Below are 26,353 nucleotides of genomic sequence, written 5' to 3'. Positions count from 1 at the left end.
TATGGTCAAGACGTCGTTCGCGGCAATCGCCGTAATTCTCATATTGTCCCTATCCTCATCCTGTATCGAGGACGGTATTGACAGTTCGCCCTCCTCTCAGCCTGTATTTTCGGTTGACACCCTCGATATGGGTCATTATTTTACAGGACAGCTTACCCCTACAAGCCGATTTATGGTGTATAACCGTTGTGGCAAGGTGCTGAATATAAGTGATATCTCTTTGCGCGGAGAATCTTCCGGTCTGTTCCGTGTTAATGTGGACGGTTATGCAGGAGTTGAGTTTCATGATGTTCAGATCCGTCCAGGCGACTCGATTTATGTGTTTGTCGATGCAATGCTCCCTGCTAATTCCGATCCCAGGCCTGTCACGGTGGAGGGGCATGTCGATTTTGTCACCAATGGCGTGACATCAACAGTGGTGCTTAAGGCGTCAGGGCAGGATGTGGTGCGTAAGAATGGGGTAGAGGTGGTGTCGGATGAGACGTGGGATGCCACATATCCTTATCAGATTTTCGATTCGTTGGTGGTGGCTCACGGAGCCACACTGCGGTTATTGCCCGGCACGAAGCTTTGTTTCCATGACAAGTCCTATATGCGTGTCTATGGCTCGCTTGTCACGGAGGGTGTCCCCGGGGCGTGGGTCGAGATGGCAGGTGACCGTATGGGCAATGTGGTCGGGGGCATACCGTTTGATCTTATGGCTTCGCAATGGGACGGACTTCATATCGCTCCCGAAAGCTCTGGAAACCGGCTGTCGCATACCATTGTGCGCAACACTGTCGGGGGAGTGCTGGTCGATTCTCTTGCCGAAGCCGATTTCCTTAATTGCCGTATACGAAATTCAGCAGGTTATGCGCTTTCTGCGCGCCATGCCGGGGTCAGGCTCGTGGGATGTGAGGTGGCGGATGCGTCGTTAGGAGCATTGTCTGCGACCGGAGGGGTGATTGAGGCTAACCATTGCACATTTGCCAATTATTATCTTTTCACAGCTCCGCGCGGGCCTGTGGTGCAGATATATCACTACAGTCCGGGTAGCGACGACTCATCGGGGTTGCCGTATCTCAAGGCTTCGATCACGAATAGCATCCTGTATGGGCTCGGCACCGATTTCTCTGTAGGGGATCTTTCGGGTACGGACGTCGTGTTGCGATCGTGTGTGATGAAAAGCGCTGGCAGGGATGACGAGAATTTCGTCAATTGCATGTGGGACACAGATCCGATGTATGCCGTTGTGAGAGAGGAATATATATTCGATTATCGTCTGGCTGACGTGTCTCCGGCTCTAAGCCATGCCGATGCATCACTGACGCTTCCGGATGCCGCCGTTGACTATTGGGGCTGCCCGCGCTTCCCCGCTCCTCGCCCCGGAGCGTATCAGAATAGCCCCGAGTAGCCTTTAAGACTTAACTTTTGCTTGCGAAAATTGAATTATATTACTAATTTTGCCATATAATTATTTTACGGTATAAATTATGGCAACTACACTGGTTAACACCGACTTTAATTTCCCCGGTCAGACGGCTGTATATCATGGAAAAGTACGTGACGTCTATTCTATTGGTGACGATCTTCTCGTGATGGTCGCTACCGACCGCATCTCGGCATTTGATGTGATTCTTCCCAAGGGTATACCTTACAAGGGGCAGGCACTTAATCAGATAGCCGCTTCGATGCTCGATGCTACAGCCGATCTTGTCCCCAACTGGAAGATCGCTGTGCCCGACCCTATGGTCACTGTTGGCTACCGTTGCGAAGGTCTTCGCCTGGAGATGATCATACGAGGCTATCTCGCCGGAAGCGCATGGCGTGAGTACAAGGCCGGCATGCGTGAACTTTGCGGAGTGAAACTTCCTGAGGGTATGGTGGAGAACCAGCGTTTCCCCGAGCCTATAATCACCCCCACCACTAAAGCTGATGCAGGACACGATGAGAACATCTCTCGCGAAGAGGCTATCGCTCAGGGTATCGTCACTGCCGAGCAGTTTGACACAATGGCTGCCTACACACGCGCTCTCTTTAAGAAAGGGTCAGAGATGGCTGCCGAGAAGGGGCTTATCCTCGTCGATACCAAGTACGAGTTCGGCCTGCGAGACGGCAAAGTGATACTCATTGACGAGATCCATACTCCCGATTCCTCTCGTTATTTCTATGCCGAAGGTTATGAGGAGCGTCTTGCCAAAGGCGAGCCCCAGAAACAGCTTTCAAAGGAATTTGTGCGCGAGTGGCTTATGGCTAACGGCTTCATGGGCAAGGAGGGGCAGCAGGTGCCCGAGATGACCGATGCTTTCTGTGAGGAGGTTTCCGAGCGTTACATCGAGCTGTATGAGCACATCACAGGCAAGAAGTTCGAGAAAGCACCCGAAGAGCATCTCGACGAGCGTATCGCCGCTAATGTCCTTGATTGCCTCAACCGTCTGAACCCTTGATATTCCCGGTCCCTCCCATACACGCTATTAACTTTCTGAGACAGAATGCAGGTCGAGAATATCACCCCTTATGGCGAAGGCTCGGGCGACAAGGCCCGGCAGGTGCGCGAGATGTTTGATTCCATTGCCCCGGCTTATGATTTTATGAACCGGGCGATGACTCTCGGCATTGACCGCATGTGGCGTTCGCGGGCAGTAAAGCTCCTCAAAGAGGAGCCGCATGATGATATTCTCGATATTGCCACCGGCACAGGTGATCTTGCTATCAGGCTCGCCCGGGAGCTGGATCCTATCTCTGTTACAGGGGTGGATCTGTCGGAGGGTATGGTGGAGATCGGCCGCCGGAAGGTGGAGAAGGAGGGCTTGCAGGAGATTGTCACCCTCGGGATAGGGGATTGTCTGCTTTTGCCGTTTACCGACGGCTCGTTTGATGCAGTGACGTGTGCTTATGGCGTGCGTAATTTTGCCGATCTGTCCGGAGGGTATCGCGAGATGCACAGGGTGTTGCGCCCTGGAGGTACAGCTGTGATACTTGAACTGTCGACTCCTCGTTCGCGTGCGGTAAGGCCTCTTTACGATATCTACACACGCCATGTAATACCCGCAGTGGGACGCCTGGTGTCGAAGGATGTCAGAGCTTACAGCTATCTTCCGGAGTCCATTGCAGCAGTGCCGCAGGGTGACGACATGACAGCTATAATGCTTGAAGCAGGTTTCTCGTCGGCACGTGCGATATCTCTTACGTTCGGGACATGCACCATATATGTCGCGAAAAAATAATCAGAAAAATAAATTATAAAATATAATCATGGACAACCAGCAACAGGAAATCAAGATAGAGCTTACCCCGGAGGTGGCCAAAGGTATATATTCCAATCTCGCAGTCATCACTCATGGTGCCAACGAGTTCTTCATCGACTTTATCACCATGGCTCCTAACATGCCGGGCGCCAAGGTGCAGAGCCGCATCATCATGAGCCCTGAGAACGCCAAGAACCTTCTGGGCGCGCTTATGGAGAATGTCAAGAAGTACGAGAGCACATTCGGTCCGATCCTTCCCAAACGCCCTGTCAACAACGGAGGTAACAACGGAGAGATCCCCAATCCATTCATAATGGGTGGCAAAGCCTGACAGTATGCTGAATATCTACAATACCCTTACACGTACAAAGCAGCCTTTCAAGCCTATTCACGAGGGGCGTGTGGGCATGTATGTGTGCGGTCCCACCGTATATGGTGACGGACATCTGGGGCATGCGCGCCCTGCCATCACATTTGATGTGCTTTTCCGTTATCTGAGCCATCTCGGATACAAGGTGCGCTATGTGCGTAACATCACTGATGTGGGCCACCTTGAGCATGACGCTGACGACGGCGAGGATAAGATAGCCAAGAAAGCACGCCTTGAGCAGCTTGAGCCGATGGAGGTGGTCCAGCACTATCTGACACGTTACCATAAGGCTATGGAGGCTCTCAATGTGCTTCCTCCGTCAATCGAGCCTCATGCATCCGGGCATATAATAGAGCAGATCGAGTACGTCAAGAGAATCCTTGACAGCGGATATGCCTATATCTCGGACGGATCGGTGTATTTCGATGTGCCGAAGTATAACAGGGATCATCGTTACGGTAAGCTCTCCGGGCGCAATATCGACGAACTTCTCGCCACCACGCGAACGCTGGACGGTCAGGAGCAGAAGCGCAATCCTGCTGACTTCGCTCTGTGGAAGAAAGCTTCTCCGGAGCATATCATGCATTGGCCATCGCCTTGGAGCGAGGGGTTCCCTGGATGGCATCTTGAGTGTTCCGCAATGGGTGAGAAATACCTCGGAGAGACATTCGATATACATGGCGGCGGAATGGACCTGATGTTCCCTCATCATGAGTGTGAGATCGCCCAGTCGATGGCTCACAATGGTCAGGAGGCCGTGAATTATTGGATGCACAATAACATGATCACTATCAACGGCAAGAAGATGGGTAAGTCGCTGGGCAATTTCATAACGCTCGACGAGTTCTTCAGCGGTTCGCATCCGCTTCTCACTCAGCCTTACAGCCCGATGACCATCCGTTTCTTCATCCTTCAGGCTCATTACCGCGGCACTGTCGATTTCTCCAACGAGGCATTACAGGCATCGGAGAAGGCCCTCGGACGTATACAGGAAGGGTATCGTCGCTTGCAGGAGCTCACACCCTCAGAATCATCGACAATTGATGTGAAGGGGATACGTGAGAAGTGCTACGAGGCTCTTGACGATGATATGAACACCCCTGTAGTGATAGCCCATCTCTTTGATGCCCTACGGCTCGTAAACTCGGTCAAGGATGGCAAGGCTACTGCCACGCAGGAGGACATAGACGAGTTGAAATCCGTCTTTGATACATTCCTTGTCGATATTCTGGGCATACGTCCTGAAATTGTCGGCGGTGCTGACAATGCCGATGCCATGAAGCCCTTCGAGAAGGCTATGGAACTCATACTTGACATCCGTGCGAAAGCCAAGGGTGCCAAGGACTGGACCACAAGCGACCTTATACGTGACCGTCTTGCCGAAGCCGGATTCGTAATCAAGGACACCAAGGACGGTGCCGAATGGTCAGTTAAATAATGCCTCAGGTCTCTCTGAATGGAGGTATATTTTATTGATATTGCCACAACGCTGCTCCGTGAAGCCGGAGTGGCAGGCGACATGCTACACCTGCTTTCCACATGCATGGTAGTGGCATGCGCGCTTTTTGTGGCGTGGCTGCTGTTCTGGCTGCTTACGCATTATCTGATACCTGTAGTTGAGAAGTTCACTAACTTCACTTCTGCCAAGTGGGACGATATACTTCTCAATCCGCGGCTGTTGCGTGTTGTGGCGGAGCTTTTGGTGGTGATTCTTATGCAGACCACGCTGCCTCCGGCACTTGTGTATTATGAGGCTGTCAGAGGCATTGTTTCCGTTGCGTGCCGTGTGCTGCTTGTAGCAGTGGCGGTGCATCTTGTCAACCGTTTCATCCTTGCTCTTTACAATCTTCTTGAGGCTAATTCTTCAAGCAGGGTGACCTCACTGAAGGGTATCCGTCAGATGCTTCAGGTCATATCGGTGTCCGTGGGTGTCATAATCGTTATCTCCATACTTGCAGAAAAGAACCCTCTTACGGTGATAACCGGGCTTGGGGCTGCCGCTACGGTGCTCATGCTGGTGTTCAAGGACTCTATAATGGGGGTTGTGGCAGGCGTGCAGCTCACTCTTAATGACATGCTCCGTCCGGGCGACTGGATCACCGTGCCTGCCCGCAATGTAAACGGCACTGTGCTCGAAGTGGGACTTACTACTGTAAAGGTGCAGAACTTTGATATGACGATTGTCACCGTGCCTCCTTACTCACTTGTCACGGAGTCGTTTCAGAACTGGCGCGGGATGTCCGATTCAAAAGGCCGGCGTATCAACCGGTCTGTCACAATCGATGTCAACTCAGTGACATTCTGTACGCCTGAACAGATTGAGGAATTCCGCAAAGAGCCCTGGGGGTATGGTCTTGATGCCGGAGGTCCGTATGTCAATCTTACGCTTTATCGACGTTATCTGGAGCACTACATCTCGCAGCTCCCACAGCTAAAGACCGGTGATGATATGCTGTATATGGTGCGTGAGTTGCAGCCTACACCTCATGGGATACCTCTTGATCTCTATCTGTTCACCTCTCTGACATCGTGGAAGCCGTATGAGCACTTCCAGGCTGAGATTATGGACCATGTGATAGCTTCTGTGCAGAGGTTCGGTCTTCGTATCTATCAGTCGCCGTCAGGTCTTGATGTCAGGTCAGTCAGGCAATGATTGTCGGGCATTTCAGCCCGGTTTATTCAGCATTAACCATCGTGTATTTATGAAAAAACTCCCGCGGGGCCGCTCGGCTTGCAGGAGTTTTAAAAAGAGTGTGTGGATAAGATTTAATATCCAATCATCAATGTTAAGCTGTAATTTCAAATATTAATCATTTCTGCAAATTTATTAAATACTTGCGAATCCGCAAAACATTTTGCTATTAATTTGCAAAATAATATTGCTATTTGAAAAATGCGGTTACATGATGTGATAAGTTGGCAAAAGTAATTGTTTCAAGGACATAATGGAGCGCGGAGGTGTGATGTTATTCCGACTTCTGCTGCTCCATATTCTTTTTAAGTTCCGGATATGAGATTCTGGAATGATACATTGTGCGCAGCCGCTGTATGAAGGACTCCTTGACAGCCTGCACGTCGCGGAATGATAGTGGCGATTCATTGTGAAGCCCATCTGCGATCTGGCTGTCTATGATCTTGTTGACCAATGCGGATATCGCTTCAGGGGTATGCTCCCTCATTGACCGGGATGCTGCTTCCACGGCATCGGCCATCATCAGCAGGGATGTCTCGCGGCTCTGAGGGTTTGGTCCTGGATAAGTGAAGGGGGCGGCATCTACATTTTCCCCTTCGTGTGTGTTGCAGTATGTGTTGTAGAAGTATTTGGCTTTTCCTGCGCCGTGATGTTCCACTATGAAATCGCGTATCTTGTCAGGAAGTTTTGCCTTCTCAGCCATCATTAGTCCGTCGCGCACATGTCCGGTCACCACTCTTGCACTCTGTATGGGGTCAAGGGCGTCGTGAGGGTTTATGCCGTGCTGGTTCTCGGTGAAGAATGCCGGATTCTTGATCTTGCCTATGTCGTGGTACAGTGCGCCTGTACGTACCATCTGTACGTTTGCCCCTATGGCTTGAGCGGCGGCCGATGCGAGGTTGCTCACGGACATTGAGTGATTGAAGGTGCCGGGGCATTCTTCGGACAGTTCGCGGAGCAGAGGGTTGTTGGTGTCGGCAAGCTCTACGAGCGTCACGCGTGATGTGAATCCGAAAACTCTCTCAGCCAGGAACATAAGCACATAGCTGAATGATATGAGTATGGCATTTATCCCGAAGCAGCCGAATGTGCGTCCCTGGAGCTTTGAGAATGAGCCTGTCTGCATGACTTCTATGGAGATATAGCATAGGGAATATGCCACGAATATGAATGCTGCCGTGCGTATCAGCTGGCTGCGGCGTGACAGGTCCTTGAGCGAGTCTATGGCAACTATGCCGGCTATGAACTGTAGGAACACGAACTCAAGTGGATATGCCGAGATGATGACGCAGGCAAGTACCACAATAAGGTGTGTGAAGTAGGCTGTGCGGGAGTCAAGGAACACCAGCACAAGTATGGGGACTATGGTGAATGGCGATATGTATAGTCCCGACCTGAATGTTGCCTGCATTGCAAACGAGAAGAGGGTGAAGATGGTGATGAGCGATATGAGGAACACCACTGTGCGGTCGTCATCGAAATAGTCGGGACGGAAGAAGTAGAGATAGGCGTATATGGCACAGAATATTATCACCATGTAGAGTATCTGCCCCGCCATGGGGTAGTGGTTCTGTGAGATCTTTCCGTCTCCACGGTCCTCGATCATCTCCTCATAGGTGTCAAGGATTGTAGCGAGGCGGATATTTACGATATCCCCCTTGTCGATGATGCGTTCACCCTGCTGTATAACACCCACCGGTGCCATTGCCTTCTGATATGCCTCCTCAAGCAGACGTTTGGTGGTCACGGTGTCGAGATATATGTTGGGTTGCAGCATATCGGACAGGCGTGTAGCTGTGAGGGCCACCCTCACGTCCCGGTCGCGCAGGGTGCTGTCGAGATGTTCGTATGCCCGGAAGGCTGACAGATAGTTGTGAGTGGGCATGGAGATCGCCACATTGTCGTGGACGAATCTTACAGCCGGTAGGTTGCCTCCCGAGATACGTTGATATGTGTCGCGGTCCACGATGCCGTTGTCGTAGATGTCGCGTATGGCTTTGATTATCTGATTCCTCTGTGCAGGGGTAATGTTCAGTCCCTGTGTAGAGTTCAGGCGCAGAGTGTAGTCGGAGATGAGGGTTTTTTCGGCAGCAAGGTCACGTACGTATACCGGTTCGAAATTAGTGTCTATGCTGTCCTTTAGCAGAGCCACGCTCGCCGAGTCGAGATGCACCGGTATGTCGAATGGGGCTGTGAGCAGTGCGTAGCTCCATGGACGGTTCACCTCATAGATGAAATGGTTCTTGTCGGTCCGGGGAAGAAAATATACTATAAGTGTCACTGCCGCAACAAACAGCAGTGCGCGCAGAGAGAGTTTTCGCCTGGTAAGAGAGTTCATATAATCCTTTAGAATTGTATATTGCGTATGATGGTCCAGCCTATTATGGTGATGAGAAATGATATTATCACAATCCTTGAGTTCAGGATTCCGTGCAGTCGCGGATATCTGTCGCGGAGTCGCCATGCCACAGCGATTATGGCTACGAACACTATCTCAAAAGGAAGGATAGCGTTGTAGCTCCATGCCTGAGACCAGTTTCCGTGGAGCATGGCATGTATGGCACGCTGTGATCCGCACCCCGGACAGTAAAGTCCGGTGAGTTGGTGGAACATGCACCGGGGATATAAGCCTGAGCTTGGCTCTATGAGATAATAGGCGGTGCCTGCTGCAAGTGCCGCCGTTATGGCAAGGACTAAGAGTATGCGGTTTCTCACATTGTCAGGAGCGACCATATAATGGAGAATGGGGTCCATATCAATCCTGCAACGAAAGATATTATCGTCCACAGTGCTGCCTTTTCGGAAGCTCTGCGCGACCCATATATGTCGCCTCGTATGTATAGCGGGCTTACCCGGGAGGCGTATATTATGGCTATGACGCCAGTCGGGATGCAGCAGCATATGGTGGAGAGGATGGCCCATGCCAGATAAGTGGACGGCATAGGTTCCTGTGGTGCCGGTTGAGGCATCCCCGGAGCGTATGTGGGCTGTTGCCAGTATTGTTGCTGTTGTCTGAACTGATTGTAGGCATGCTGCACCGGCTGCGTGAACCTGTCTGCAAGTTCCGGCAGATTGCGTGCCGATACCCAATCGGGAAGCCCCTCCCTCCACACCGGGGATTCAGGACCGAATCCCGGTGTGGCGATGAGTTGCTCCAGATCCATCGGACCCAGACGGGTGTCATTGATGATGATCCAGTATTTCATTTAATTAAAAGAATTTAGTCTCTTTTCCGAGGATATCGGTCAGGAGATTGTTGGCAAGGCGTGATGCTCCGATACGGAAATATTCGTTGGTGTCGGCCCACTTCTCTCCGAGCACTTCCTTGACTATGGTGTAGTATTTGAGGGCATCATCGGTTGTGGATACGCCTCCGGCAACCTTGAAGCCTACCATACGCTGTGTCTTTGCATAGTATTCCTTAATACACTGGCACATTACGTAGGCGGCTTCGAGTGATGCTCCTGGATATTCCTTGCCTGTGGATGTCTTTAGGAAGTCAGCTCCGGAGTATAGGCTCAGCACTGATGCGTTGCGTATGTCGAGAGCGTTTTTCAATGCTCCTGTCTCAAGGATGACTTTTAGAAGAGATTCGCGGCAAGCATGTTTCATTTCTGATATCTGGTCAGCGACCTCCTCGTAGTCCTTGTCGTAGTAATCTCCCATGGGGAATACGATATCTATTTCGTCGGCTCCTGCCTCGACAGCGAGTGCGATTTCTGCAACTTTCACCTCTATGAAGCTTTGAGCTGAGGGGAAGCATCCTGCTACGGCTGCAATATCGACCGAACTGACGTCCAGCACAGTGCGAACAATGGGCACAAAGTTGGGGTATACGCATATCGCGGCGACATTGGGGAGATCTCCGTGCTCCTCTTCAAAGGCGTTCACTCTCTCGGTAAAGTCGGCTACGGACTGCTGCGAGTCAGTTGATTTCAGCGTGGTGAGATCGATGGTGTTGAAGAGGTGGCGCAGCACTTCCGGCTTGCGGTTCTCCTCAAGATGTTTCTCAAGGATCTCGTTGACTTTAGCGGCGACAAGAGTGTCGTCGGTGATTACCTGTGATTCAGCTATAGCCTGATTATATTTATCCATAATTCAATTATTTTTCAATTGTTAAACGCTCTGTACCCTTGAATCGTTGGCTGTCCCTGGTATTCTTTTTGGCGATATTGGCGGCAAAGGCTTCTGTGAGGCTGATGCCTGTCTGATTGGCTATTGCCGTGAGCACCCAAAGCAGATCGGCAAGCTCGTCGGCAAGATTGCTCTTGTCTCCCGGCTTTGCTTTTTGGTCGCCATATTTCCGGGCCATTACGCGCGCCACTTCTCCGGTCTCCTCTGCGAGTATGACGGCATTTGTGAGCGGTGAGAAATACCCTCCGCCGGTTGAGCGGATCCATTGGTCCACTATTTCCTGTATCTCTGAGAGAGTTGGGGATATGTGAGTCTCTGTTGTAGGGCAAGCCATGTGCTATTCTCGTAGTTTTGAGTCTATTATAATGGTCACCGGTCCGTCGTTGATGAGTTCGACCTGCATGTCGGCTCCGAATACTCCTGTTGCAGTTTCTTTTCCTGTAAGGCGTGAGCATTCCGAGCAGTAAAGTTCGTAGAGCGGTACGGCGAGGTCGTGACCTGCCGCATGTATGTAGCTGGGACGGTTCCCCTTGCGTGTGGATGCGTTGAGCGTGAATTGGCTCACGGCAAGTATGTCGCCGCCGCAGTCAATTACGGAGCGGTTCATCACCCCTTTGTCGTCAGGGAAAATCCTCATTGCCACAGTCTTTGCTGCGAGCCATCTGGCATCATCGGGATTGTCACCTTCGGCTACCCCTACGAGCACCATGAGCCCCGCGCCTATACTGCTGCGGAGCTCTGTGCCTATGGTGACCGATGCTCGGCTCACTCGCTGGATAACGAGTCTCATGATCTTAATGGAGTGGAAGGGTGGAAAAAGCAGAAAGTGAGGAGGGTGTGCCATCGCGGGTATGACACAGCCTCTTCACTTCATGATGTCAAATTAGATTCCGAGATCTTTCTTAAGAGCCTCGACTTTAGCCTTGGCAGATTTGGAGCATGCATTGTAGTCCTCGACATTGGCCATAGGCACGCGTACCTCCATGTAGAACTTGATTTTTGGTTCTGTGCCTGAGGGGCGCACTGACACCTTTGAACCGTCGGCGGTGAAGTACTGTAGCACGTTGGATGTGGTGGGGAAGTCAAGCTTCTCTACTGTTCCGTCGGCGTGGGTTGCGTTAAGCGACAGATAATCCTTGACAACCTCTACAGGGCTTCCTGCAAGCGACTTGGGCGGGTTCTCGCGGAACTGTTTCATGAGTGCCTGTATCTCCTCGGCTCCGCTCTTGCCGGGACGTACCACTGATATGCCTACTTCGAGGCTGAAGCCGTAGGTCTTGTAGATGTCGGCAAGCATTCCCTGGAAGTCCATGCCTTTGTCCTTGGCCCAAGCACATGCCTCTGCCATGAGTGAGCATGCCGATACAGCGTCCTTGTCGCGCACGAATGTCTCGGCGAGGAATCCGTAGCTCTCTTCGCCGCCTCCTATGTAGCGGAGCACATCCTCGTTGTCGCGCATCACGGCTGCAATCCATTTGAAGCCGGTGTAGCAGTCAAACATCCTCACATTGTTGGCGTCGCATATGCTCTTTATTGTCTCGGTGGTGACAATGGTCTTTACCACGAATTCATTACCCTTGATGAGCCCGAGCTCCTTGTTGCGGGAGATGATGTAGTAAAGAAGTATCATGCATATCTGGTTGCCGTTGAGCAGCACATATTCACCGTTATTGTCGCGTATCACACAGCCTATGCGGTCGGCGTCGGGATCGGATGCGAGAACAATGTCGGCTCCCACTTCCTTGGCTTTCGCGATGGCGAGTGCCATTGCCGAGGGGACCTCGGGGTTGGGTGACTCTACAGTGGGGAAATCGCCGCTCGGGATGTCCTGTTCAGGTACATGGATGGTATCGGAGAATCCGTAGTTTCTGATGGAGGCGGGGATGAGTTCTACGCCTGTGCCGTGGATGGGGGTGTAGACAATCTTGAGGTCTTTGTGACGTTCGATCACATCGGGGCTGAGTGAAAGACCCTTTATCTTGTCGAGATATACCTGATCGACTTCGGCTCCAATTATCTGGATCTTTGATTTGTCGCCTTCAAACTTGATCTCGCTCACATCCTTGATGCGGTTCACGTGGTCAATGATGTTGACGTCGTGGGGGGCGATGATCTGTGCGCCGTCCTCCCAATATGCCTTGTATCCGTTGTAGATCTTGGGGTTGTGTGATGCGGTGATGTTCACGCCGCTCTGGCATCCGAAGTGACGGATTGCGAAAGAGAGCTCCGGAGTAGGGCGGAAGCTGTCGAACAGATATACCTTGATTCCGTTGGCAGAGAAGATGTCGGCAACAATTTCGGCATATTTGCGTGAGTTGTTGCGCACGTCGTGGCCTACGGCAACACTGATCTCCGGAAGGTCCTTGAACGCTTCCTTAAGGTAGTTGGCAAGCCCCTGGGTGGCCGCGCCTACAGTGTATATGTTCATGCGGTTGGAGCCTGCGCCCATTATGCCGCGTAGACCGCCGGTCCCGAATTCGAGATCGCGGTAGAAGCATTCGATGAGGTCGGTCTTGTCGTCCGCGTCAAGCATACGCTGAACCTCTGCGCGGGTCTCTGCGTCGTATCCTTCGCCCAGCCAGACATTGGCTTTCGCGGTGACCTCCTGTAACAACTGGTCGTTTTCCATATCGTTGTAAGGTAAATTATTATGATTATTTATTGTAATTAGATCCTGATGTTTAGTGCGTATGATACACCCAATAGCAAAGGTAAACCTTTTGCTTCAAAAAAGCAAAATTATTTTCGTCCTTTGCCCGACAGATAGCGCAGTATGTGCATGGCCCATAGGTATATGCTTGATGGGGTTGCTGCCATATCGGTAGCCATGGTCTCTGCCATGGTCATAGGTGCTTCGGTGCCGAACTGGCTTGGGTAGAGCACTATCAGGTTTGTATTGGAGAAGTATCTGTGCAGAAATTCGGGCATGGCGTCCATGTCGCTTTCAAAGGATACTGCGGCTCTTCGGGAGCTTACCACAACGAGCAGGTCATCATCGTCGATGTCCTTGGATTTCACCACGAAATCATCAAAGCTCTCCACATTGTCAAAGCTCATCGGGATCTCGATCTTGGCTTGTGACAGCACGGTGCGTATCATGGGGATGCTGGAGTGCTCACACCAGAACTCGACTTTGCACCCTATGTGCCGCCCGAGGTTGCCTATTGCCTGAGCCCAGCGGCGGAATCCGGTCTCGAACTGGGCGTTCTTAGGGAGTGACACCACCATCTTGCGCATCGTAGACAGAGGGTTGAAGCAGCGGGTGATCACCAGCATGCGGTTGGTGCTTTGGAGCAGACGTTCTATCTTGTCTCCGAGGAATGTGTCGAGAAGCGCGTTGCGTCGGTGAAGTCCGATGATCACCTCCGTGATGTCGCGCTCCTCCATAGTGTTGAGCACGCCGGTGATGATGTTGAGGTCGTAACGCTCTATGGGGGTCAGCGATACTTCTACTGATGCGGCAGCGCGTTCGGCCACGTCAAGTGAGTTGCGGCTTATTGAGCGTGCCGATGCCGAGTTATCATTTCTCACATGCAGGGCATAGAAGTCTCCCGGTATGGATGAATCGGGAAATCGCATGGCGAGCGCGAGATCCACAATACCCGGGGCTGTGAGTGGATTCGATACTGCAATAAGGGTGCGCGGGCGTGTGCTTGACTCATCCTTGGAAAGCTCTTCATCGGCTTGTTTGAGCATCTGTACTTTAAGTTTGGATGCCGCGCGGGCTGTGCCCACTGATGACACCGAACATGTGACGAGTATCATCACCACCGTGCCGTTGAGGATCTCTACCCCGAAGAGCCCCATACGATAGCCTATCATCACCACGGCGAGAGCCACGGCTGTGTGGGCATTGGTGAGCTGATACATTATGGAACGGTCCACCGGGGTCAGGCCGAAAAGCCGTTGGGTCACCATGGCGGCAAGCCATTTGGTGAACATTGCCACTGCCGACATCACAGCAGCAATGTAGAGGGTGTCCCATCCGTGGGTGATCACATTGACGTCGATAAGCATTCCCACTCCTATCAGGAAATAGGGGATGAAGATGGCATTGCCTACGAATTCAAGCCGTCCCATAAGTGTGGATCGTCCGGGTATGAAACTGTTGAGCACAAGTCCTGCAAAGAACGCTCCGAACACCCCTTCAAGCCCTATCCATGATGCGACGGCTGCAGCAAAGAACACCATCACCATTATGTAGATGAACTGTTGGATGCCATCGTGGTACTTCTTGAAGAAGTAGCGTGTGAGCCTTGGGTAGACATAATATATCACAGCGCAGTACACTACGAGCGATATCAGTACTCTCAGCAATGAGCTTACCGAGCCGTCGCGGACTACTCCCACCACTCCAGCAAGTACAATGAGCGAGCCGAGCACGGCTACGATTGTGCCGGCAATGGCTATGATGACCGCCGGAGAGCGTGTGACTCCGAAACGTGCTACTATCGGGTAGGCAAGCAGTGTGTGTGCGGCAAACATAGATGCCAGCAATGTTGCCTCAGGCAGCCTCATGCCAAGTATGGCAATGGCTGCGACGGCTCCGAGGATCAGAGGTATAAAGAAAGTGAATGCCCCGAATACAAGCCCCTTGGGAAGATTCTTCTTCAGGTGGTACATGTCAATCTCTATGCCGGCAAGAAACATGAGGTAAAGGATTCCCACCTGACCGAACACTTCGAAGCTCATGTCTCGGTCCAGCAAGGCGAATCCGTAGGGCCCCACTGCGATACCTGCTATGATAAGCCCGATTACATGAGGTATTTTCAGGCGGTTGAGCAGCAGTGGAGTCACAAGGATTATTGCCATCACCGTGAGGAAGATGGGCACCGGTTCAGTGATGGCCGGCATTCTCAAGAGTGGTCCAATCTGCGAAATCATAGTACCGCAAATTTACTCAAAATCCTGCAAAATTGATATATAATCTTTCAAAATTCTGACTTTCATGCGGAATAATTAATATGACGCTCACAGGTGGAGCAGGATATCCGGAAGCTCATTTAGCGAACGGATTGTTATGGTCCTGTCCGGCAGTCTGGGCTGAGGTTTGTCTGCGTCCCACGGAGTGCCTGGGAGCAGCACTGTGACGCATCCTATGGAGTCGGCAGGTAGGATGTCGTTCTTCACACTGTCGCCCACTACCATGTATTTTGGAGCGGCCAATCCGGCAGCAAGCATGTCGGACCCTTCCATGTCGGCGATTCCTTTCAGAAATATCTCAGGATCGGGTTTGCGTATCCCGGCTTCAGTGCTGTCAGTGACGGTCCGGAACAGGTGGAGGATACCGAAATCCCTGAGCACGCTTCTGAGATTGCCATAAAAATTAGATACGATTCCTAATGGATAACTCTGTGCAAGGTAGGCAAGGGCGGTTCGGGCATCTGTCACACACTCGCGTGAGCATTCGTAGCATCGCATAGCAATCGCGTCGGAAAGATATGGGGCATCAATTCCGAGATATCGGAATTGCAGTGACACTTTTTTTCTCATAGACATGAGAAAGTCATCATTCGGCGTTATGATTCCCGACCCTTCCAAAGCTCTTTCGGCATATACATATGCTTTTCTGAAGTTGTCACGGTCTATATCCGCGCCCTCAGTCTCATAAGCACGGTATATAACCTCGCTCCAATGGTCGCCACGGCTATCGATAGTCCCGCCATAGTCGAATATGATTCCGTTTATATCGCTCATGGGGTTTATGAATTAAAAAGTAGGGAGGGGGCGTGCCCCCTCTGTCGGTGTAAGAAATAGGAATGTTATTTTTCTTCATTAAAGATATCATTGCCCCATACATTGACATTATTTTCAATGTATTCCACAATCCGATTCCAGTCGTTTATGTCTCTGATCGCATGATCATGAAAGCTCGTTTGCCATTCGAATGAATAGCCTTTTTCATGAGCGAATTTGGATACTGCGGATTTGATTCTGCCTATGTAATTGGAGAGGAGTGGTGAATGATGTCTGATTAGACGATCCTCTATTGTTGGATTCTCATTAAAACGTTCTTTGTCGTCTATGAGAATTATGGCATGAAAATGATTTGGCATTACAACATGATATGGTATTTCGATTGATGCATGCCTGATATTTGGTGATGACAGTTCTTGATTTAAAAACTGACCGATAGTTGAGTATAATATTTCATTATTGTGGATTTGTCCGAAATAATGTTTTTTATTTTTTGAGCAAACAGTGACAAAAAAAGCTCCATAATTATAGTCGATCCAATATGAACGAGGCGATTTTCTTTTTGGAAGACAGGTCATTGATATATAAATGTTTTTATGTCTGATTTGATGGTGTGTATTCTCGTTCAGCGGAGGGGGCACGCCCCCTCCCTACACTGTTTGTATGGGATAATTTTCCTTACACTGTTTGGGATGAATTCAGTATTTTCCCTCCTTAAGCTGGATGGTCAGTTGCTTGCACAGGTGTTCGTGTCGGTACATCATATAGGCGAGAATGATGTTGAGTATGGTTAGCTCGTATATGAAGTATAGCCATGGTTGTCCGATAAAGAGTGTTATGAACAATCCGATGGTTCGCCAATTGAATGTCAGTATGTTAGTGTATTTCATAAGTGGCAGTGAGAGCCGGCGGAATTCCTCACGGAATTTTAGGGGGATTTTGCCGTCCTGGAAGCGGCGGTTGAGTTCCCGGCGTAGACGTTGCATGGACGGAGAGGATGCCTCCTGCTGGACAGTGTAGTTGAGATAGGTTCTCATTGTCAGGCATTTCCAGAAGTTATTTTTCCACGTTACTCCCGACTCTTTGAGCTGACGGTTGAGATCTTCGGCATTGTCGAGCTCGCTACCCCCTTCACCCTTAAGGAAATAGAGATGGAACTGCCGATAATAATCTGCCATGGATGCTTGCTTGGCATGACATGCTCCCGCAAGCAGGGCTATTGACCACAGCAACCATGGGTGTTCTTGGAACAGGGGGATTGTAAGATTCTCTCGGAGTATGATGGCTATGTATATGGCGGCAAACCAAAAATCGCCGCTAAGTCCGTCGAGAATTCTGCCCAGCCGGGAGTACTGGTGCGTTATACGAGCGAGCTGACCGTCGGCACTGTCAAAAGAATTTGCCCATATGAGCAGGAGCATGCCGGCAATATTTATCCACAGATCCTGATAATAGAACATCACTCCTGCCCCTATTCCGAGAAATATCGAGGCTATGGTGATGACGTTTGGAGTGATGCCTAACCGTGCGGCTATCTGCGCCCACATAAAGCCTATGGGGCGGTAGAAAGCCAGGTCGATGTGTTCCTCTGTATCCATCGACTTGAGCGACTTGCGGTATTCATCACTCCATTTGCTCATTCTGCGATATATTTTTGATATGAGCTGATGAACTTGCGAAATCCACGGAGCCTCATGAGCCCTTGTTCGAATATAAGAGTGCCGATGAGGGTGACACCGATGCCGGCAAGCACATCGATAATATAGTGGTGGGAGGTGTAGACGGCTGTGAACCATATGCCGAGGCATATTATGGCAAACAATATTCTCAGCCATGCTCCGCATCTTGCTTTCAGCGAATATATGAACGCAATGAGCATATAGGCGGCGTGTAGTGACGGGAGTGCGGCGAACACATTGGAGTTTCGTGAGTAAAGCCCGTCGAATATCCCTATACCCATCATTTCGTCCCAGCGTCCCAGTCCGGCTGTCTCGCCGTGTGTGCCCGGAATGAAATCGAAACCGTGCATTGCCACATACCATGGCGGGGCGGCAGGGTGTACATAATATAGCGCGAACCCTAAAAGATTGACAAACAGGAATACGAGTGAGAAATGTAGATACACTTCATGCTGCTTGTCGAAGTATAGCCACAGTCCGAACAATATAGGTACAGGCACCCAGCACAGATAGAAGCATCCGGCAAGGAAATCGAGTATCGGGGAGGCATGCATTGCCCACCACTCGTTAGGAGTGACGATCACACCTGCAACTTCGGATGGCGCAGCAGGCAGGGTGATGCCGAATAGGCTTGACTCGGCGGAGTATAGCCCGAAGATGTCGACCGGATTGACCTCGTAGTTGGGCAGGATGTTCATCCAGTCGTATGAAATGCCGAATACAATGAATGGCATGAGAGCTACCACCAGACGCCTTGTGGTGCCTGTCACCAGAAGCATGAAGGCAAGGAATACGGCGATATAGAGATGCTCGGGGCGGAATCCTACAAATGTAGCTGTCACGGCAAGCCACACTGCGAGGCTCACGATGATGACTGTCGCCTCCTTTCTCGAAGGCAGTATGATGCCGTTGCCGAGCTTTGAATTATGGGTCACGTTCATCAGTGCGGTTATTTGATAAGCTGGCGGCGTGCGTGGCTGACGCGTGCAAATGCTGTAAGGTTGGCAAACACGGCTATTATTCCCATAGCTGTGATGAGGATTACAGTGGCGTCAAATCTTGCCGGATCAACGCATTGTCCTGTAATGCCTGTGGCGAGTGCTCCGGCACTTGTCACAACCACTCGTTCAGGACGCTGCATGAAACCTATTTTGCATTCCAGTCCGAGGCCTTCGGCTCGGGCGCGCACGTAGCTCACCATGATCGAGCCTACGAGTGCTACGAATGTGATGAGAGCTCCGCCCACATAGCCGGTCTGTATCAGATAGTAGCTGATGCCTCCGAGTGTGAAGAGCTCGCAGTAGCGGTCAAGCACCGAGTCGTACATGGCACCGAATACTGAGGACATTCCGCCCAGGCGTGCTACCTGTCCGTCAAGCATATCGAACAGGGAGAAGAGTATTATCACACCTCCCGCCCAGGTCACGAGATCGTAATTCATATGTTCGGGCGATCCTGTGTAGCCGGCATAGACGAGTATCACAGCTGCTGCTATATTGCCGAGAAGTCCGATGGTGGTGACCATGTTAGGGGTGACTCCCATGCGTATGAGAAGGCGTACAAACGGGTTGATCACGCAATAGATGCCCTGCTGAAGAGCATCGCGCATCTTCTTGAATGTTGATGTCTTGGGTTGCATTGTTATATCTGATTCAGGCATATTTGAAATGGATGATGATAGGGTAGAGGACTAATTGTTATTACTTTTCTTTGGATATGCTTTTTGGGGATTTTGCCGGGTGGAGAAAGAGGTTGACAAAGCGTATGGCATGCGGGTCAAATCCTGTGTGACGGTACACAAAGTTCTTCTGCATCAGAAAATTCCAGAATATCGATACAATAAGTGACACGCTGAGGCGTGCGGCTGCGTAGTAGCCGTTGGGCTTGAATCCGAGATCCTGAAGGAAGGTGAACTGGTCAAGCAGATCGTAAGCCACCTGAGTGCCGTACACGTTAAGCATGAGAGATCCGAACCACACCATGGCATATTTCACTGCTACAGCCTTGACCGGGATGTCCGAGGCGTGGAATGTGAACCGGTAGTTGATGCAGCAGTTCACTATGCCGCCACACATCGCTCCGATGGCTGTGGATATCCATGGCGCGAGATGGACGAATGCGAAGAATACGAACCCCACTCCCATGTCGATCCAGGATGCTATCTGTGAGGATATCGATGAGCGCAGAAAAGTAGTCACTATATCGCCTCCGTTGAGAAACCGGTGCTTTATTTTGCTTATATTTGCCATTTAATGTCGTTTTGTTACTTGTGTTTTTTGATTTCGGCAAGGATCGACCGCGCTATCACTGCTGATGCCTCCACCCGGCATGGGGCGAAGCTTGGCCAGTCGTTGAAGTCGATGATGCGGAATGTACCGTCGGCATCGATGATGGCATCTCCGCCGTAGATGCGTATGTCCAGTATGTCGGCAGCGCGGTTGCATGTCTCACGGAATTTCGGCAGGTCAAATCGTGTCTCTTCGTTCTTTTTGGCTGATGCACGGTCGTCCCCTTTGGCGGAGTAGCTTTTTTCAAACGGGAAGAAATAGTAGAAATAGTCGGTGTCCCTTACGCCGTAGAATTTCACTTGGTCGCCGTCAAGATGGCGGTTGATAACGGCTCTCTTTATGCCTCGCAGGAAGTATTCCTGCAACACTTCCTGTGCTTCCTCAGGGTGGCGTACATATGTCACATCCTCCTTGTGCATAGCGTAGAGGTCGCCTCTTTTTATCCATGCTCTCTGCATCCCTATCCGCTCCATCTGTTCGGTGACGGTCTGGTTGGTGTTGACCATCAGGCTTTCAGGATAGGGGATTCCTGAGCCGAGCAGTATGCGTGTGAGGCGTTCGCGGGTGCAGTTCTCAACTCCGTAGCCTGAGTTGATCACCAGTTTCCCTTCATCTTCAAATGCCTGTAGGATGGGGAATGAGCGTTGGTCGCGGCACATATGTATTATTATAGGCTCTTTGACCGCTCCGGCTATGAGTTGTTCCTCGGAGTAGGTCTTGACCTCACAGCCGCGTTTGCGCAACTGCTCACAGGTGAGGTTGAGGATTGCAGCATCGTTGCCTATGTGGTTTGGGGAATATGCCCCGGCACGGAGGATTGCAGCTATTTTAGTGTCCGCCATATTGTGATGATGGTTGATTGTCTGATGGGTGTGCGAGAAGAGTTGCTTTGGGGATATCATCGGCGTGGTCTATGTCGATGATGCGGCTGAAAGGATATGCTTTTAGGCGCATTCCGGATGCAGCGAGTGCGCGCTGGAAGTCGCGCATGCGAGTCAGTCCTGCCTTCATGCATTCGTCAAGTATGTCGAGTGCTGTGGTCGGCAGGGTGTATACACCGCCCGATACATAAATCGTGTCGGGGCGCGCGGTGTCGAAGAATCCGGTTATCATGCCGTCCCGGTCTGTCGAGATGTACAGGGGCTTTTCGTCGTCGATATAGGTAGTGACTGCCATATATCCGTCGGCATCGCTGTCGTTACGGAAACATTCGAGATACCGGTCGAACTCCTCTGGACGGAACACAGTATCGACTGTCGTGAGACAGAATTCCCGGCTTCCGGCTAAACAGGATCTTAATGCGGCAAGGCTGTGCATGGAACCTTGTGTGGTGCCGAATATTACGTTGTCCGCATCCTCCCAAGGTGCTTTGCCTGATGCGCCGGTGCTGTCCAGGTATTTTCCTGACGACGGATTGATTATTATGCTCACACTCTCACAGTCAGGCTGTGAGCGGAACATTCCTATGAGCCGTTCGAGCAGGGTCACGCCACATAGGCGCACCAGAGGTTTGGGGGTATCGATACCCTCTTCTCTAAGGCGTGAACCTTCTCCGGCGGCTATGATGGCGTAGTGCATTGCTCGATGCTTTGGTGGGTCTATTCTCTTGCTCCGCGGTCGAAGTTCTGTTTTTTGAGAGGGTTGGCGGTCGCTTCCTTCTCGCGCAGGCGGTTGCGGTATATGTCAAGAGCCATGTATATGGCTTCCCGGAGCGACTGCGGATCGGCTTCCCCTTTTCCGGCAATGTCAAATGCTGTCCCATGATCGGGGGAGGTGCGCACCACCGGCATGCCTGCGGTGAAATTGATCCCTCGTTCGGCTGCGAGCAGTTTGAAAGGTATCAGTCCCTGGTCATGATACATGGCGAGCACGCCGTCAAACTTCCGGTAGTTGCCGCTTCCGAAAAATCCGTCGGCAGCATAGGGTCCGAAAGCGAATATATGTTTCTTGTAGGCTTCTGCGATGGCTGGTTCGATTATCTCATTGTCCTCGGTGCCTATCACGCCATTGTCGCCGGCATGAGGATTGAGCGACAGTACGGCAATGCGTGGAGAGTGTATGCCGAAGTCGGAGATGAGCGACTTGTTGAAGCGGGCTATGCTGTCGTAGACTGTTTCCTTGGTGATATTGCCGCTGACATCGGCCAATGACTTATGGATTGTGACAAGGGCCACACGCAGGTTCTCTCCTGCCATTATCATCATGGCCTTGGAGCCGTCACCCACGCGGGATTCAAGGAATTCGGTGTGTCCCGGAAATGAAAATTCTTCGCCATGGATGGCGTCTTTGCTTATGGGACAGGTGACGAGTACATCGATCAGTCCCTCCCTGAGATCGGACACCGCACGCTCAAGGGCCGAAAGTGCGGCGGCACCTCCTGCCTGGGTGCATTGACCGGCCTCGGGCATAACACTTTCGGGCACCACATTTATCATGTAGTTGTGCTCGCCGTTGGAGCTGGCTTCCGAAGGGGTGTCAATCTGGCTGAACTTCACTTCCGGAAGTTCCATCATCTTGCGGTAGAATGCGGCTATCTTTGCCGACCCATACACAATCGGTGTGCATAGCTCGGCTATCCGGGGATCCTCAAGTGTCTTGAGTATTATCTCGTAGCCTATGCCGTTGATGTCTCCGTGGGTGATGCCCACTTTTATTTTTCTGTTATCCATTGGGTATTTGCTTTATTTGGCAGTGCCGTCGCTCTGCTCTATGATAGAGACTATACGGTCGAAGTTGACACCCATCTCTTCAAGATCGTGGATGATTGCTTCGGTATCGCCTCCGGCATCGGAATAGTCCTGAAGGAGATATACCATGTAGTAAGTCTCGGCATAGCGGTCGGTCTGCTGTAGGGTGGCGTATTGCCATGGGTCGAGGCTCTGATAATATCTCACGTTGCGTGCGTAGCGTCGCAGCTCGTTCTCAAGGAGTTCGAGGGCGTGGACCGAGGCTTCCTTGTTGCCGGTTGCTATCCCTATGCGGGCATATAGCTGAGCCATCTTCTGTGGTATCTGCACTGCATAGGGCGATGCTGCCTCAGGAAGTTTCTCTTCCATAAGTTTCAGAAGGTTGAGCGACTTGGCATACCTGTCGGCCTTGTAGGCTTCGATGGTGGCTTTGTCGGCATCGCTCATGGCGGTGCTGTCCGCACGTTCTGCCATCACCGCCTCGTTGATTAGCGCGGTGGCTGCCTGGAGAATGTAGGAGCGTGTGGTGGTGACCATACGGCGCACTGTCTCGTCAAGATACACCTGTCCCGGCTCTGTTACCTTGTCGAGGCCTCCCCAGCGGAATTTCTCTGTGATGTTGCGGTAAGCCTTGTCGGTATTTACTGCTGAGATGTCGTGGTCGGAGTTTTCGTCGTTGATCACCGGAGTGATTTCGTAAGCCATACCTGTGGAGCGCATATAGGGTTGCAGTCCGAGGTAATAGTCCGATGGTACTGTTGAGGCGAAATAGATGGGACGGTTCCAGCCGTTCTTGATCGAAGTGTTGATCATGTCGAGGCTCAGCACTTGGCTGAGGGTCATGCCTCCGTGGCCTGATGCTTCCGCATCGTTGTTCATATCCACCGATATAACCGGCTGGGCATGGCTGGCTTCATTCTCTGTGATGCGGCCTGCCTTGACAGCGGCGTTCACATCGACAGGGATATACATGTTGGTATGCTTCATCATCGGTGCGCCCCATGCATTCTGGCTTGACTTAAGGTCGTAGAGCTGTGCGAGCGATGAGTCCACAAGCACTGCCGATGTGTCGGCATCGGTAGCGAAGTAGTTGAAGTTCATGCGGTCGTATGCATAGTCCTCAGGTTTGGCGAGAGTCTCTATGCCGGCAGCTTCATAGGATGGATGCTTCACCTGGTTGGCATACCAGTCGGTAGTGAGGTAGCTGAGGTTGACAACCTTTACATCGGTGCGGTGACCTTCTACCTCCTGGGCGTACCAGAGGGGGAATGTGTCATTGTCGCCGTTGGTGAATATGATTCCGTTCTCGTCCACCGAGTCGAGGTAGTTCATGCCGAAGTCGCGGGTGGTATATCTGCCTGAGCGGTCATGGTCGTCCCAGGTCTGTGACACCATCTGAAGCGGCACAGCCAGACCTATGATGCATGCAATGATGGCGGCTGACAGAGACGCTTTCGGCGATACATTGTCCTCTATGGGAGTCTCTATGCCGTCAGTGAACTCATATGCGTTGTCATCGGAGTCGGAGGCTTCCGATGGTGTCCCCTCGATAGCCTTCGGAGCGGTTTTCTTTGTCATAGCCATGCACACTATCTTCCATACTCCGGCTACACCCATGCCTATCCATATTGCGAAGGCATAGAATGATCCGGCGAAAGCATAGTCTCGTTCGCGCGGCTGTGATGGGGTCTGATTCAGGTATAGAACAATGGCTATGCCTGTCATGAAGAATAGGAAGAACACTACCCAGAACTGTTCGATACCTCTCTTTGACACGAATGCCTGCCATCCGAGACCTATAATGCCGAGCAGGAGCGGGAGCATATAGAACACATTGTGCCCGGCGTTCCCTTCTCCATCACTGTAAGGGAGGAGGCTCTGGTCGCCAAGTCGTGGGGTATCGATGAACGGTATGCCTGAAATCCAGTTGCCGTGGTTGACTTCTCCGTTGCCCTGGATATCATTCTGACGTCCTGCGAAGTTCCACATGAAATAACGCCAATACATGTGGTTGAGCTGGTAAACGAGGAAGAATCGGAGGCTTTCGCCGAATGTGGGCTTTATGCGGTCGGTGTACTGTAGCACATTGCCTTCACTGTCGACATATTGTGTTACTTTTGTGGGTGTGCCCTTGATACCTCCGATCCAGTCGGAATATGCCTGGGTGTGGGCTCCGCTGTATATGCGGGGGAACAGCATGTCGAGCTCGGGGCTCATGCGGTAGTCCTTCTTGTAGCCCTGGAATATGTATTTGTCAGGCTGGTCGGGTGATGATTTGGTGACTTTGGAGTATTGGGGCGCACCGTTGGAGTATTGCGGGGAGAGCTGTCCTGATGGGTCTGCCTCGTAGACGATGCTTGACTGATGGGTCTGCCCATAGAAGAGGGGACGTTCGCCGTATTGTTCACGGTTGAGGTAGGATGCGAGGGCGAACACATTGTCAGGTGCGTTCTGATTCATCGGCGGATTAGCTGACGAACGTATGAGCAGAAGTGCGTAGCTTGAGTAGCCTATGAAGATTACGAAGATGCTCATCACTACAAGGTTGAGTATCCTCACAGAGAGCTTTTGTGACCAGAACAGGTAGCCTATCACCCCTGCCATTATCACCACCGGAATCCACATGCTGTTGCCTATGAACGGGATTCCTGAGAGCAGGATGCTTAGTGCAACGCTCCAGCGTATGCGTTTTACGCTTGTCTGTCGGTACAGCTCGCGTATCGCCCATATGAATGATGCCACGGCAAGGATGGCATAGAAGAGCACGCCTACGTTGTAGCTGAACCCTAAAGTGTTGACAAAGAAGAGTTCGAAATACTGTGATACCTCGATGAACCCTGGGACGAGTCCGTAGAGGATGAGCCCCACCACAATGGCTGATACTGCAAGCGTGATGAGCGAGCCTGTTGCGGATGTGTCCTTCCACAGACGGTAATATATCACGAGCCCTATTGCCGGTATACACAAGAGGTTGAGCAGATGGACGGCAATCGATATGCCGATCACATAAGCTATGAGTATAAGGTATTTGTCGCTGTGGGGCTGGTCGGCTCTGTTCTCCCATTTGAGGATAAGCCAGAACACCAATGCTGTGCAGAACGATGAGAAAGCATACACCTCACCCTCGACAGCCGAGAACCAGAATGTGTCACTCCATGTGTAAGCCAAGGCTCCGCAGATTCCAGAACCGAATATCACAAGCATCTGTGTGAGAGATAACCTTTCGGCGTTATCCCTTATTATAAGGCGTTTTACCAGGTGTGTTATAGTCCAAAAAAGCAGAAGTATGGTTGCAGCCGACAGGAGTGCCGACATTGAGTTGACCATAAGGGCCACTTTGGTTACGTCGCCAAAAGCAAAGTTGACGAAGAAACGTGCTGCAAGCATGAAGATTGGGTTGCCCGGAGGGTGTCCTACTTCGAGTTTACAGCCTTGTGAAATGAACTCGGGGCAGTCCCAGAAGCTTGCGGTAGGCTCTACGGTGAGAAGATATGTCACCGCGGCAACAGCAAAGCATACCCACCCTAAGATGTCGTTGATGAGATTGTATCGTTTCAACTGTATTTACTTTATGTGCTT

The 26,353-nt window shown here is 51.3% G+C and carries 24 protein-coding genes; 6 read left to right on the top strand and 18 right to left on the bottom strand.

What is annotated here, in order from left to right; translation table 11 throughout:
• Position 1: 1 nt before the first annotated feature.
• From EZ315_RS04850 to EZ315_RS04825, 6 genes are all read left to right on the top strand, one after another.
• Positions 2-1,393, top strand: coding sequence for a hypothetical protein (locus EZ315_RS04850; RefSeq protein ID WP_135471076.1), 1,392 nt, complete (start codon positions 2-4; stop codon positions 1,391-1,393).
• A 79-nt stretch (positions 1,394-1,472) separates the two neighbouring features.
• Positions 1,473-2,426: a phosphoribosylaminoimidazolesuccinocarboxamide synthase gene (locus EZ315_RS04845; RefSeq protein WP_135471075.1), complete on the top strand. Its 954-nt coding sequence runs from the start codon at positions 1,473-1,475 to the stop codon at positions 2,424-2,426.
• A 45-nt stretch (positions 2,427-2,471) separates the two neighbouring features.
• Entirely contained in the window at positions 2,472-3,206 is a 735-nt protein-coding gene (ubiE, locus tag EZ315_RS04840) for a bifunctional demethylmenaquinone methyltransferase/2-methoxy-6-polyprenyl-1,4-benzoquinol methylase UbiE (RefSeq protein ID WP_135471074.1), read from the top strand.
• A gap of 28 nt (positions 3,207-3,234) precedes the next feature.
• A complete protein-coding gene (locus tag EZ315_RS04835) occupies positions 3,235-3,558 on the top strand; it encodes a DUF3467 domain-containing protein (RefSeq protein WP_135471073.1) in 324 nt (107 codons plus the stop codon).
• 4 nt (positions 3,559-3,562) lie between these two features.
• The gene (gene cysS, locus EZ315_RS04830; protein WP_135471072.1) at positions 3,563-5,035 is read left to right on the top strand and encodes a cysteine--tRNA ligase; all 1,473 of its coding nucleotides are present in this window, start codon (positions 3,563-3,565) and stop codon (positions 5,033-5,035) included.
• Between the two features lie 18 nt (positions 5,036-5,053).
• Complete coding sequence (locus EZ315_RS04825) at positions 5,054-6,250, top strand: mechanosensitive ion channel family protein (protein ID WP_135471071.1); 1,197 nt, start codon at positions 5,054-5,056, stop codon at positions 6,248-6,250.
• Positions 6,251-6,563: 313 nt separating this feature from the next.
• On the opposite strand, the gene EZ315_RS04820 is transcribed toward EZ315_RS04825, so the two are convergent.
• The 18 genes from EZ315_RS04820 to EZ315_RS04735 all read right to left on the bottom strand — a co-directional run bounded on the left by EZ315_RS04820 (position 6,564) and on the right by EZ315_RS04735 (position 26,332).
• The gene (locus tag EZ315_RS04820) at positions 6,564-8,627 is read right to left on the bottom strand and encodes an HD family phosphohydrolase (protein ID WP_170957467.1); all 2,064 of its coding nucleotides are present in this window, start codon (positions 8,625-8,627) and stop codon (positions 6,564-6,566) included.
• Positions 8,628-8,635: 8 nt separating this feature from the next.
• Positions 8,636-9,043: a DUF2752 domain-containing protein gene (locus EZ315_RS04815; RefSeq protein ID WP_242452507.1), complete on the bottom strand. Its 408-nt coding sequence runs from the start codon at positions 9,041-9,043 to the stop codon at positions 8,636-8,638.
• Positions 9,001-9,495: a CD225/dispanin family protein gene (locus EZ315_RS04810; RefSeq protein ID WP_135471069.1), complete on the bottom strand. Its 495-nt coding sequence runs from the start codon at positions 9,493-9,495 to the stop codon at positions 9,001-9,003. The genes EZ315_RS04815 and EZ315_RS04810 overlap by 43 nt, the downstream gene beginning before the upstream one ends.
• A 4-nt stretch (positions 9,496-9,499) precedes the next feature.
• Positions 9,500-10,384, bottom strand: a complete 885-nt coding sequence (gene deoC, locus EZ315_RS04805) for a deoxyribose-phosphate aldolase (RefSeq protein WP_135471068.1) — start codon at positions 10,382-10,384, stop codon at positions 9,500-9,502.
• Positions 10,385-10,391: 7 nt separating this feature from the next.
• A complete protein-coding gene (locus EZ315_RS04800) occupies positions 10,392-10,757 on the bottom strand; it encodes a nucleotide pyrophosphohydrolase (protein ID WP_135471067.1) in 366 nt (121 codons plus the stop codon).
• 3 nt (positions 10,758-10,760) lie between these two features.
• The gene (dtd, locus tag EZ315_RS04795) at positions 10,761-11,213 is read right to left on the bottom strand and encodes a D-aminoacyl-tRNA deacylase (RefSeq protein ID WP_135471066.1); all 453 of its coding nucleotides are present in this window, start codon (positions 11,211-11,213) and stop codon (positions 10,761-10,763) included.
• A 93-nt stretch (positions 11,214-11,306) separates the two neighbouring features.
• Positions 11,307-13,052: a phospho-sugar mutase gene (locus EZ315_RS04790; protein WP_135471065.1), complete on the bottom strand. Its 1,746-nt coding sequence runs from the start codon at positions 13,050-13,052 to the stop codon at positions 11,307-11,309.
• A gap of 110 nt (positions 13,053-13,162) precedes the next feature.
• A complete protein-coding gene (locus tag EZ315_RS04785; protein WP_170957466.1) occupies positions 13,163-15,277 on the bottom strand; it encodes a cation:proton antiporter in 2,115 nt (704 codons plus the stop codon).
• A gap of 117 nt (positions 15,278-15,394) precedes the next feature.
• Positions 15,395-16,120, bottom strand: a complete 726-nt coding sequence (locus EZ315_RS04780; protein WP_135471063.1) for an HAD family hydrolase — start codon at positions 16,118-16,120, stop codon at positions 15,395-15,397.
• Between the two features lie 65 nt (positions 16,121-16,185).
• Entirely contained in the window at positions 16,186-16,698 is a 513-nt protein-coding gene (locus tag EZ315_RS04775; RefSeq protein ID WP_135471062.1) for a transposase, read from the bottom strand.
• A gap of 120 nt (positions 16,699-16,818) precedes the next feature.
• Positions 16,819-17,760 carry a CDP-alcohol phosphatidyltransferase family protein gene (locus tag EZ315_RS04770; RefSeq protein ID WP_135471061.1) on the bottom strand — a complete coding sequence of 314 codons (942 nt, stop codon included), beginning with the start codon at positions 17,758-17,760 and terminating at the stop codon, positions 16,819-16,821.
• Positions 17,757-18,740 carry a phosphoinositol dihydroceramide synthase gene (locus tag EZ315_RS04765; protein ID WP_135471060.1) on the bottom strand — a complete coding sequence of 328 codons (984 nt, stop codon included), beginning with the start codon at positions 18,738-18,740 and terminating at the stop codon, positions 17,757-17,759. Before EZ315_RS04765 ends, EZ315_RS04770 begins: the two co-directional genes overlap by 4 nt.
• 8 nt (positions 18,741-18,748) lie before the next feature.
• Entirely contained in the window at positions 18,749-19,459 is a 711-nt protein-coding gene (locus tag EZ315_RS04760) for a CDP-alcohol phosphatidyltransferase family protein (RefSeq protein WP_242452501.1), read from the bottom strand.
• A gap of 40 nt (positions 19,460-19,499) precedes the next feature.
• Positions 19,500-20,048 carry a GtrA family protein gene (locus EZ315_RS04755; protein ID WP_135471059.1) on the bottom strand — a complete coding sequence of 183 codons (549 nt, stop codon included), beginning with the start codon at positions 20,046-20,048 and terminating at the stop codon, positions 19,500-19,502.
• Between the two features lie 14 nt (positions 20,049-20,062).
• A complete protein-coding gene (locus EZ315_RS04750) occupies positions 20,063-20,929 on the bottom strand; it encodes an ATP-grasp domain-containing protein (RefSeq protein WP_135471058.1) in 867 nt (288 codons plus the stop codon).
• A complete protein-coding gene (locus EZ315_RS04745; protein WP_135471057.1) occupies positions 20,916-21,665 on the bottom strand; it encodes an NTP transferase domain-containing protein in 750 nt (249 codons plus the stop codon). The genes EZ315_RS04750 and EZ315_RS04745 overlap by 14 nt, the downstream gene beginning before the upstream one ends.
• A gap of 20 nt (positions 21,666-21,685) precedes the next feature.
• Positions 21,686-22,756 carry a 4-hydroxythreonine-4-phosphate dehydrogenase PdxA gene (gene pdxA, locus EZ315_RS04740; protein WP_135471056.1) on the bottom strand — a complete coding sequence of 357 codons (1,071 nt, stop codon included), beginning with the start codon at positions 22,754-22,756 and terminating at the stop codon, positions 21,686-21,688.
• Positions 22,757-22,768: 12 nt separating this feature from the next.
• Positions 22,769-26,332, bottom strand: coding sequence for a protein O-mannosyl-transferase family (locus tag EZ315_RS04735; RefSeq protein ID WP_135471055.1), 3,564 nt, complete (start codon positions 26,330-26,332; stop codon positions 22,769-22,771).
• Positions 26,333-26,353 lie beyond the last annotated feature (21 nt).

The sequence above is a fragment of the Duncaniella freteri genome (assembly GCF_004766125.1).
GTDB classification, from domain to species: Bacteria; Bacteroidota; Bacteroidia; order Bacteroidales; family Muribaculaceae; genus Duncaniella; species Duncaniella freteri.
Note: the sequence above shows the minus strand (reverse complement) of the source record. Positions and strands in the feature narration are given on the sequence as shown.

Coding starts and splice junctions, on each gene's coding strand:
- EZ315_RS04765 (WP_135471060.1), bottom strand. CDS start 18,740: ATGAACGTGACCCATAATTCAAAGCTCGGCAACGGCATCATACTGCCT.
- EZ315_RS04750 (WP_135471058.1), bottom strand. CDS start 20,929: ATGGCGGACACTAAAATAGCTGCAATCCTCCGTGCCGGGGCATATTCC.
- EZ315_RS04845 (WP_135471075.1), top strand. CDS start 1,473: ATGGCAACTACACTGGTTAACACCGACTTTAATTTCCCCGGTCAGACG.
- EZ315_RS04800 (WP_135471067.1), bottom strand. CDS start 10,757: ATGGCTTGCCCTACAACAGAGACTCACATATCCCCAACTCTCTCAGAG.
- dtd (WP_135471066.1), bottom strand. CDS start 11,213: ATGAGACTCGTTATCCAGCGAGTGAGCCGAGCATCGGTCACCATAGGC.
- EZ315_RS04790 (WP_135471065.1), bottom strand. CDS start 13,052: ATGGAAAACGACCAGTTGTTACAGGAGGTCACCGCGAAAGCCAATGTC.
- cysS (WP_135471072.1), top strand. CDS start 3,563: ATGCTGAATATCTACAATACCCTTACACGTACAAAGCAGCCTTTCAAG.
- EZ315_RS04825 (WP_135471071.1), top strand. CDS start 5,054: ATGGAGGTATATTTTATTGATATTGCCACAACGCTGCTCCGTGAAGCC.
- EZ315_RS04850 (WP_135471076.1), top strand. CDS start 2: ATGGTCAAGACGTCGTTCGCGGCAATCGCCGTAATTCTCATATTGTCC.
- EZ315_RS04780 (WP_135471063.1), bottom strand. CDS start 16,120: ATGAGCGATATAAACGGAATCATATTCGACTATGGCGGGACTATCGAT.
- EZ315_RS04745 (WP_135471057.1), bottom strand. CDS start 21,665: ATGCACTACGCCATCATAGCCGCCGGAGAAGGTTCACGCCTTAGAGAA.
- EZ315_RS04755 (WP_135471059.1), bottom strand. CDS start 20,048: ATGGCAAATATAAGCAAAATAAAGCACCGGTTTCTCAACGGAGGCGAT.
- deoC (WP_135471068.1), bottom strand. CDS start 10,384: ATGGATAAATATAATCAGGCTATAGCTGAATCACAGGTAATCACCGAC.
- EZ315_RS04770 (WP_135471061.1), bottom strand. CDS start 17,760: ATGAGCAAATGGAGTGATGAATACCGCAAGTCGCTCAAGTCGATGGAT.
- EZ315_RS04815 (WP_242452507.1), bottom strand. CDS start 9,043: ATGGACCCCATTCTCCATTATATGGTCGCTCCTGACAATGTGAGAAAC.
- EZ315_RS04810 (WP_135471069.1), bottom strand. CDS start 9,495: ATGAAATACTGGATCATCATCAATGACACCCGTCTGGGTCCGATGGAT.
- EZ315_RS04775 (WP_135471062.1), bottom strand. CDS start 16,698: ATGACCTGTCTTCCAAAAAGAAAATCGCCTCGTTCATATTGGATCGAC.
- EZ315_RS04820 (WP_170957467.1), bottom strand. CDS start 8,627: ATGAACTCTCTTACCAGGCGAAAACTCTCTCTGCGCGCACTGCTGTTT.
- ubiE (WP_135471074.1), top strand. CDS start 2,472: ATGCAGGTCGAGAATATCACCCCTTATGGCGAAGGCTCGGGCGACAAG.
- EZ315_RS04835 (WP_135471073.1), top strand. CDS start 3,235: ATGGACAACCAGCAACAGGAAATCAAGATAGAGCTTACCCCGGAGGTG.
- EZ315_RS04760 (WP_242452501.1), bottom strand. CDS start 19,459: ATGCCTGAATCAGATATAACAATGCAACCCAAGACATCAACATTCAAG.
- pdxA (WP_135471056.1), bottom strand. CDS start 22,756: ATGGATAACAGAAAAATAAAAGTGGGCATCACCCACGGAGACATCAAC.
- EZ315_RS04785 (WP_170957466.1), bottom strand. CDS start 15,277: ATGCCGGCCATCACTGAACCGGTGCCCATCTTCCTCACGGTGATGGCA.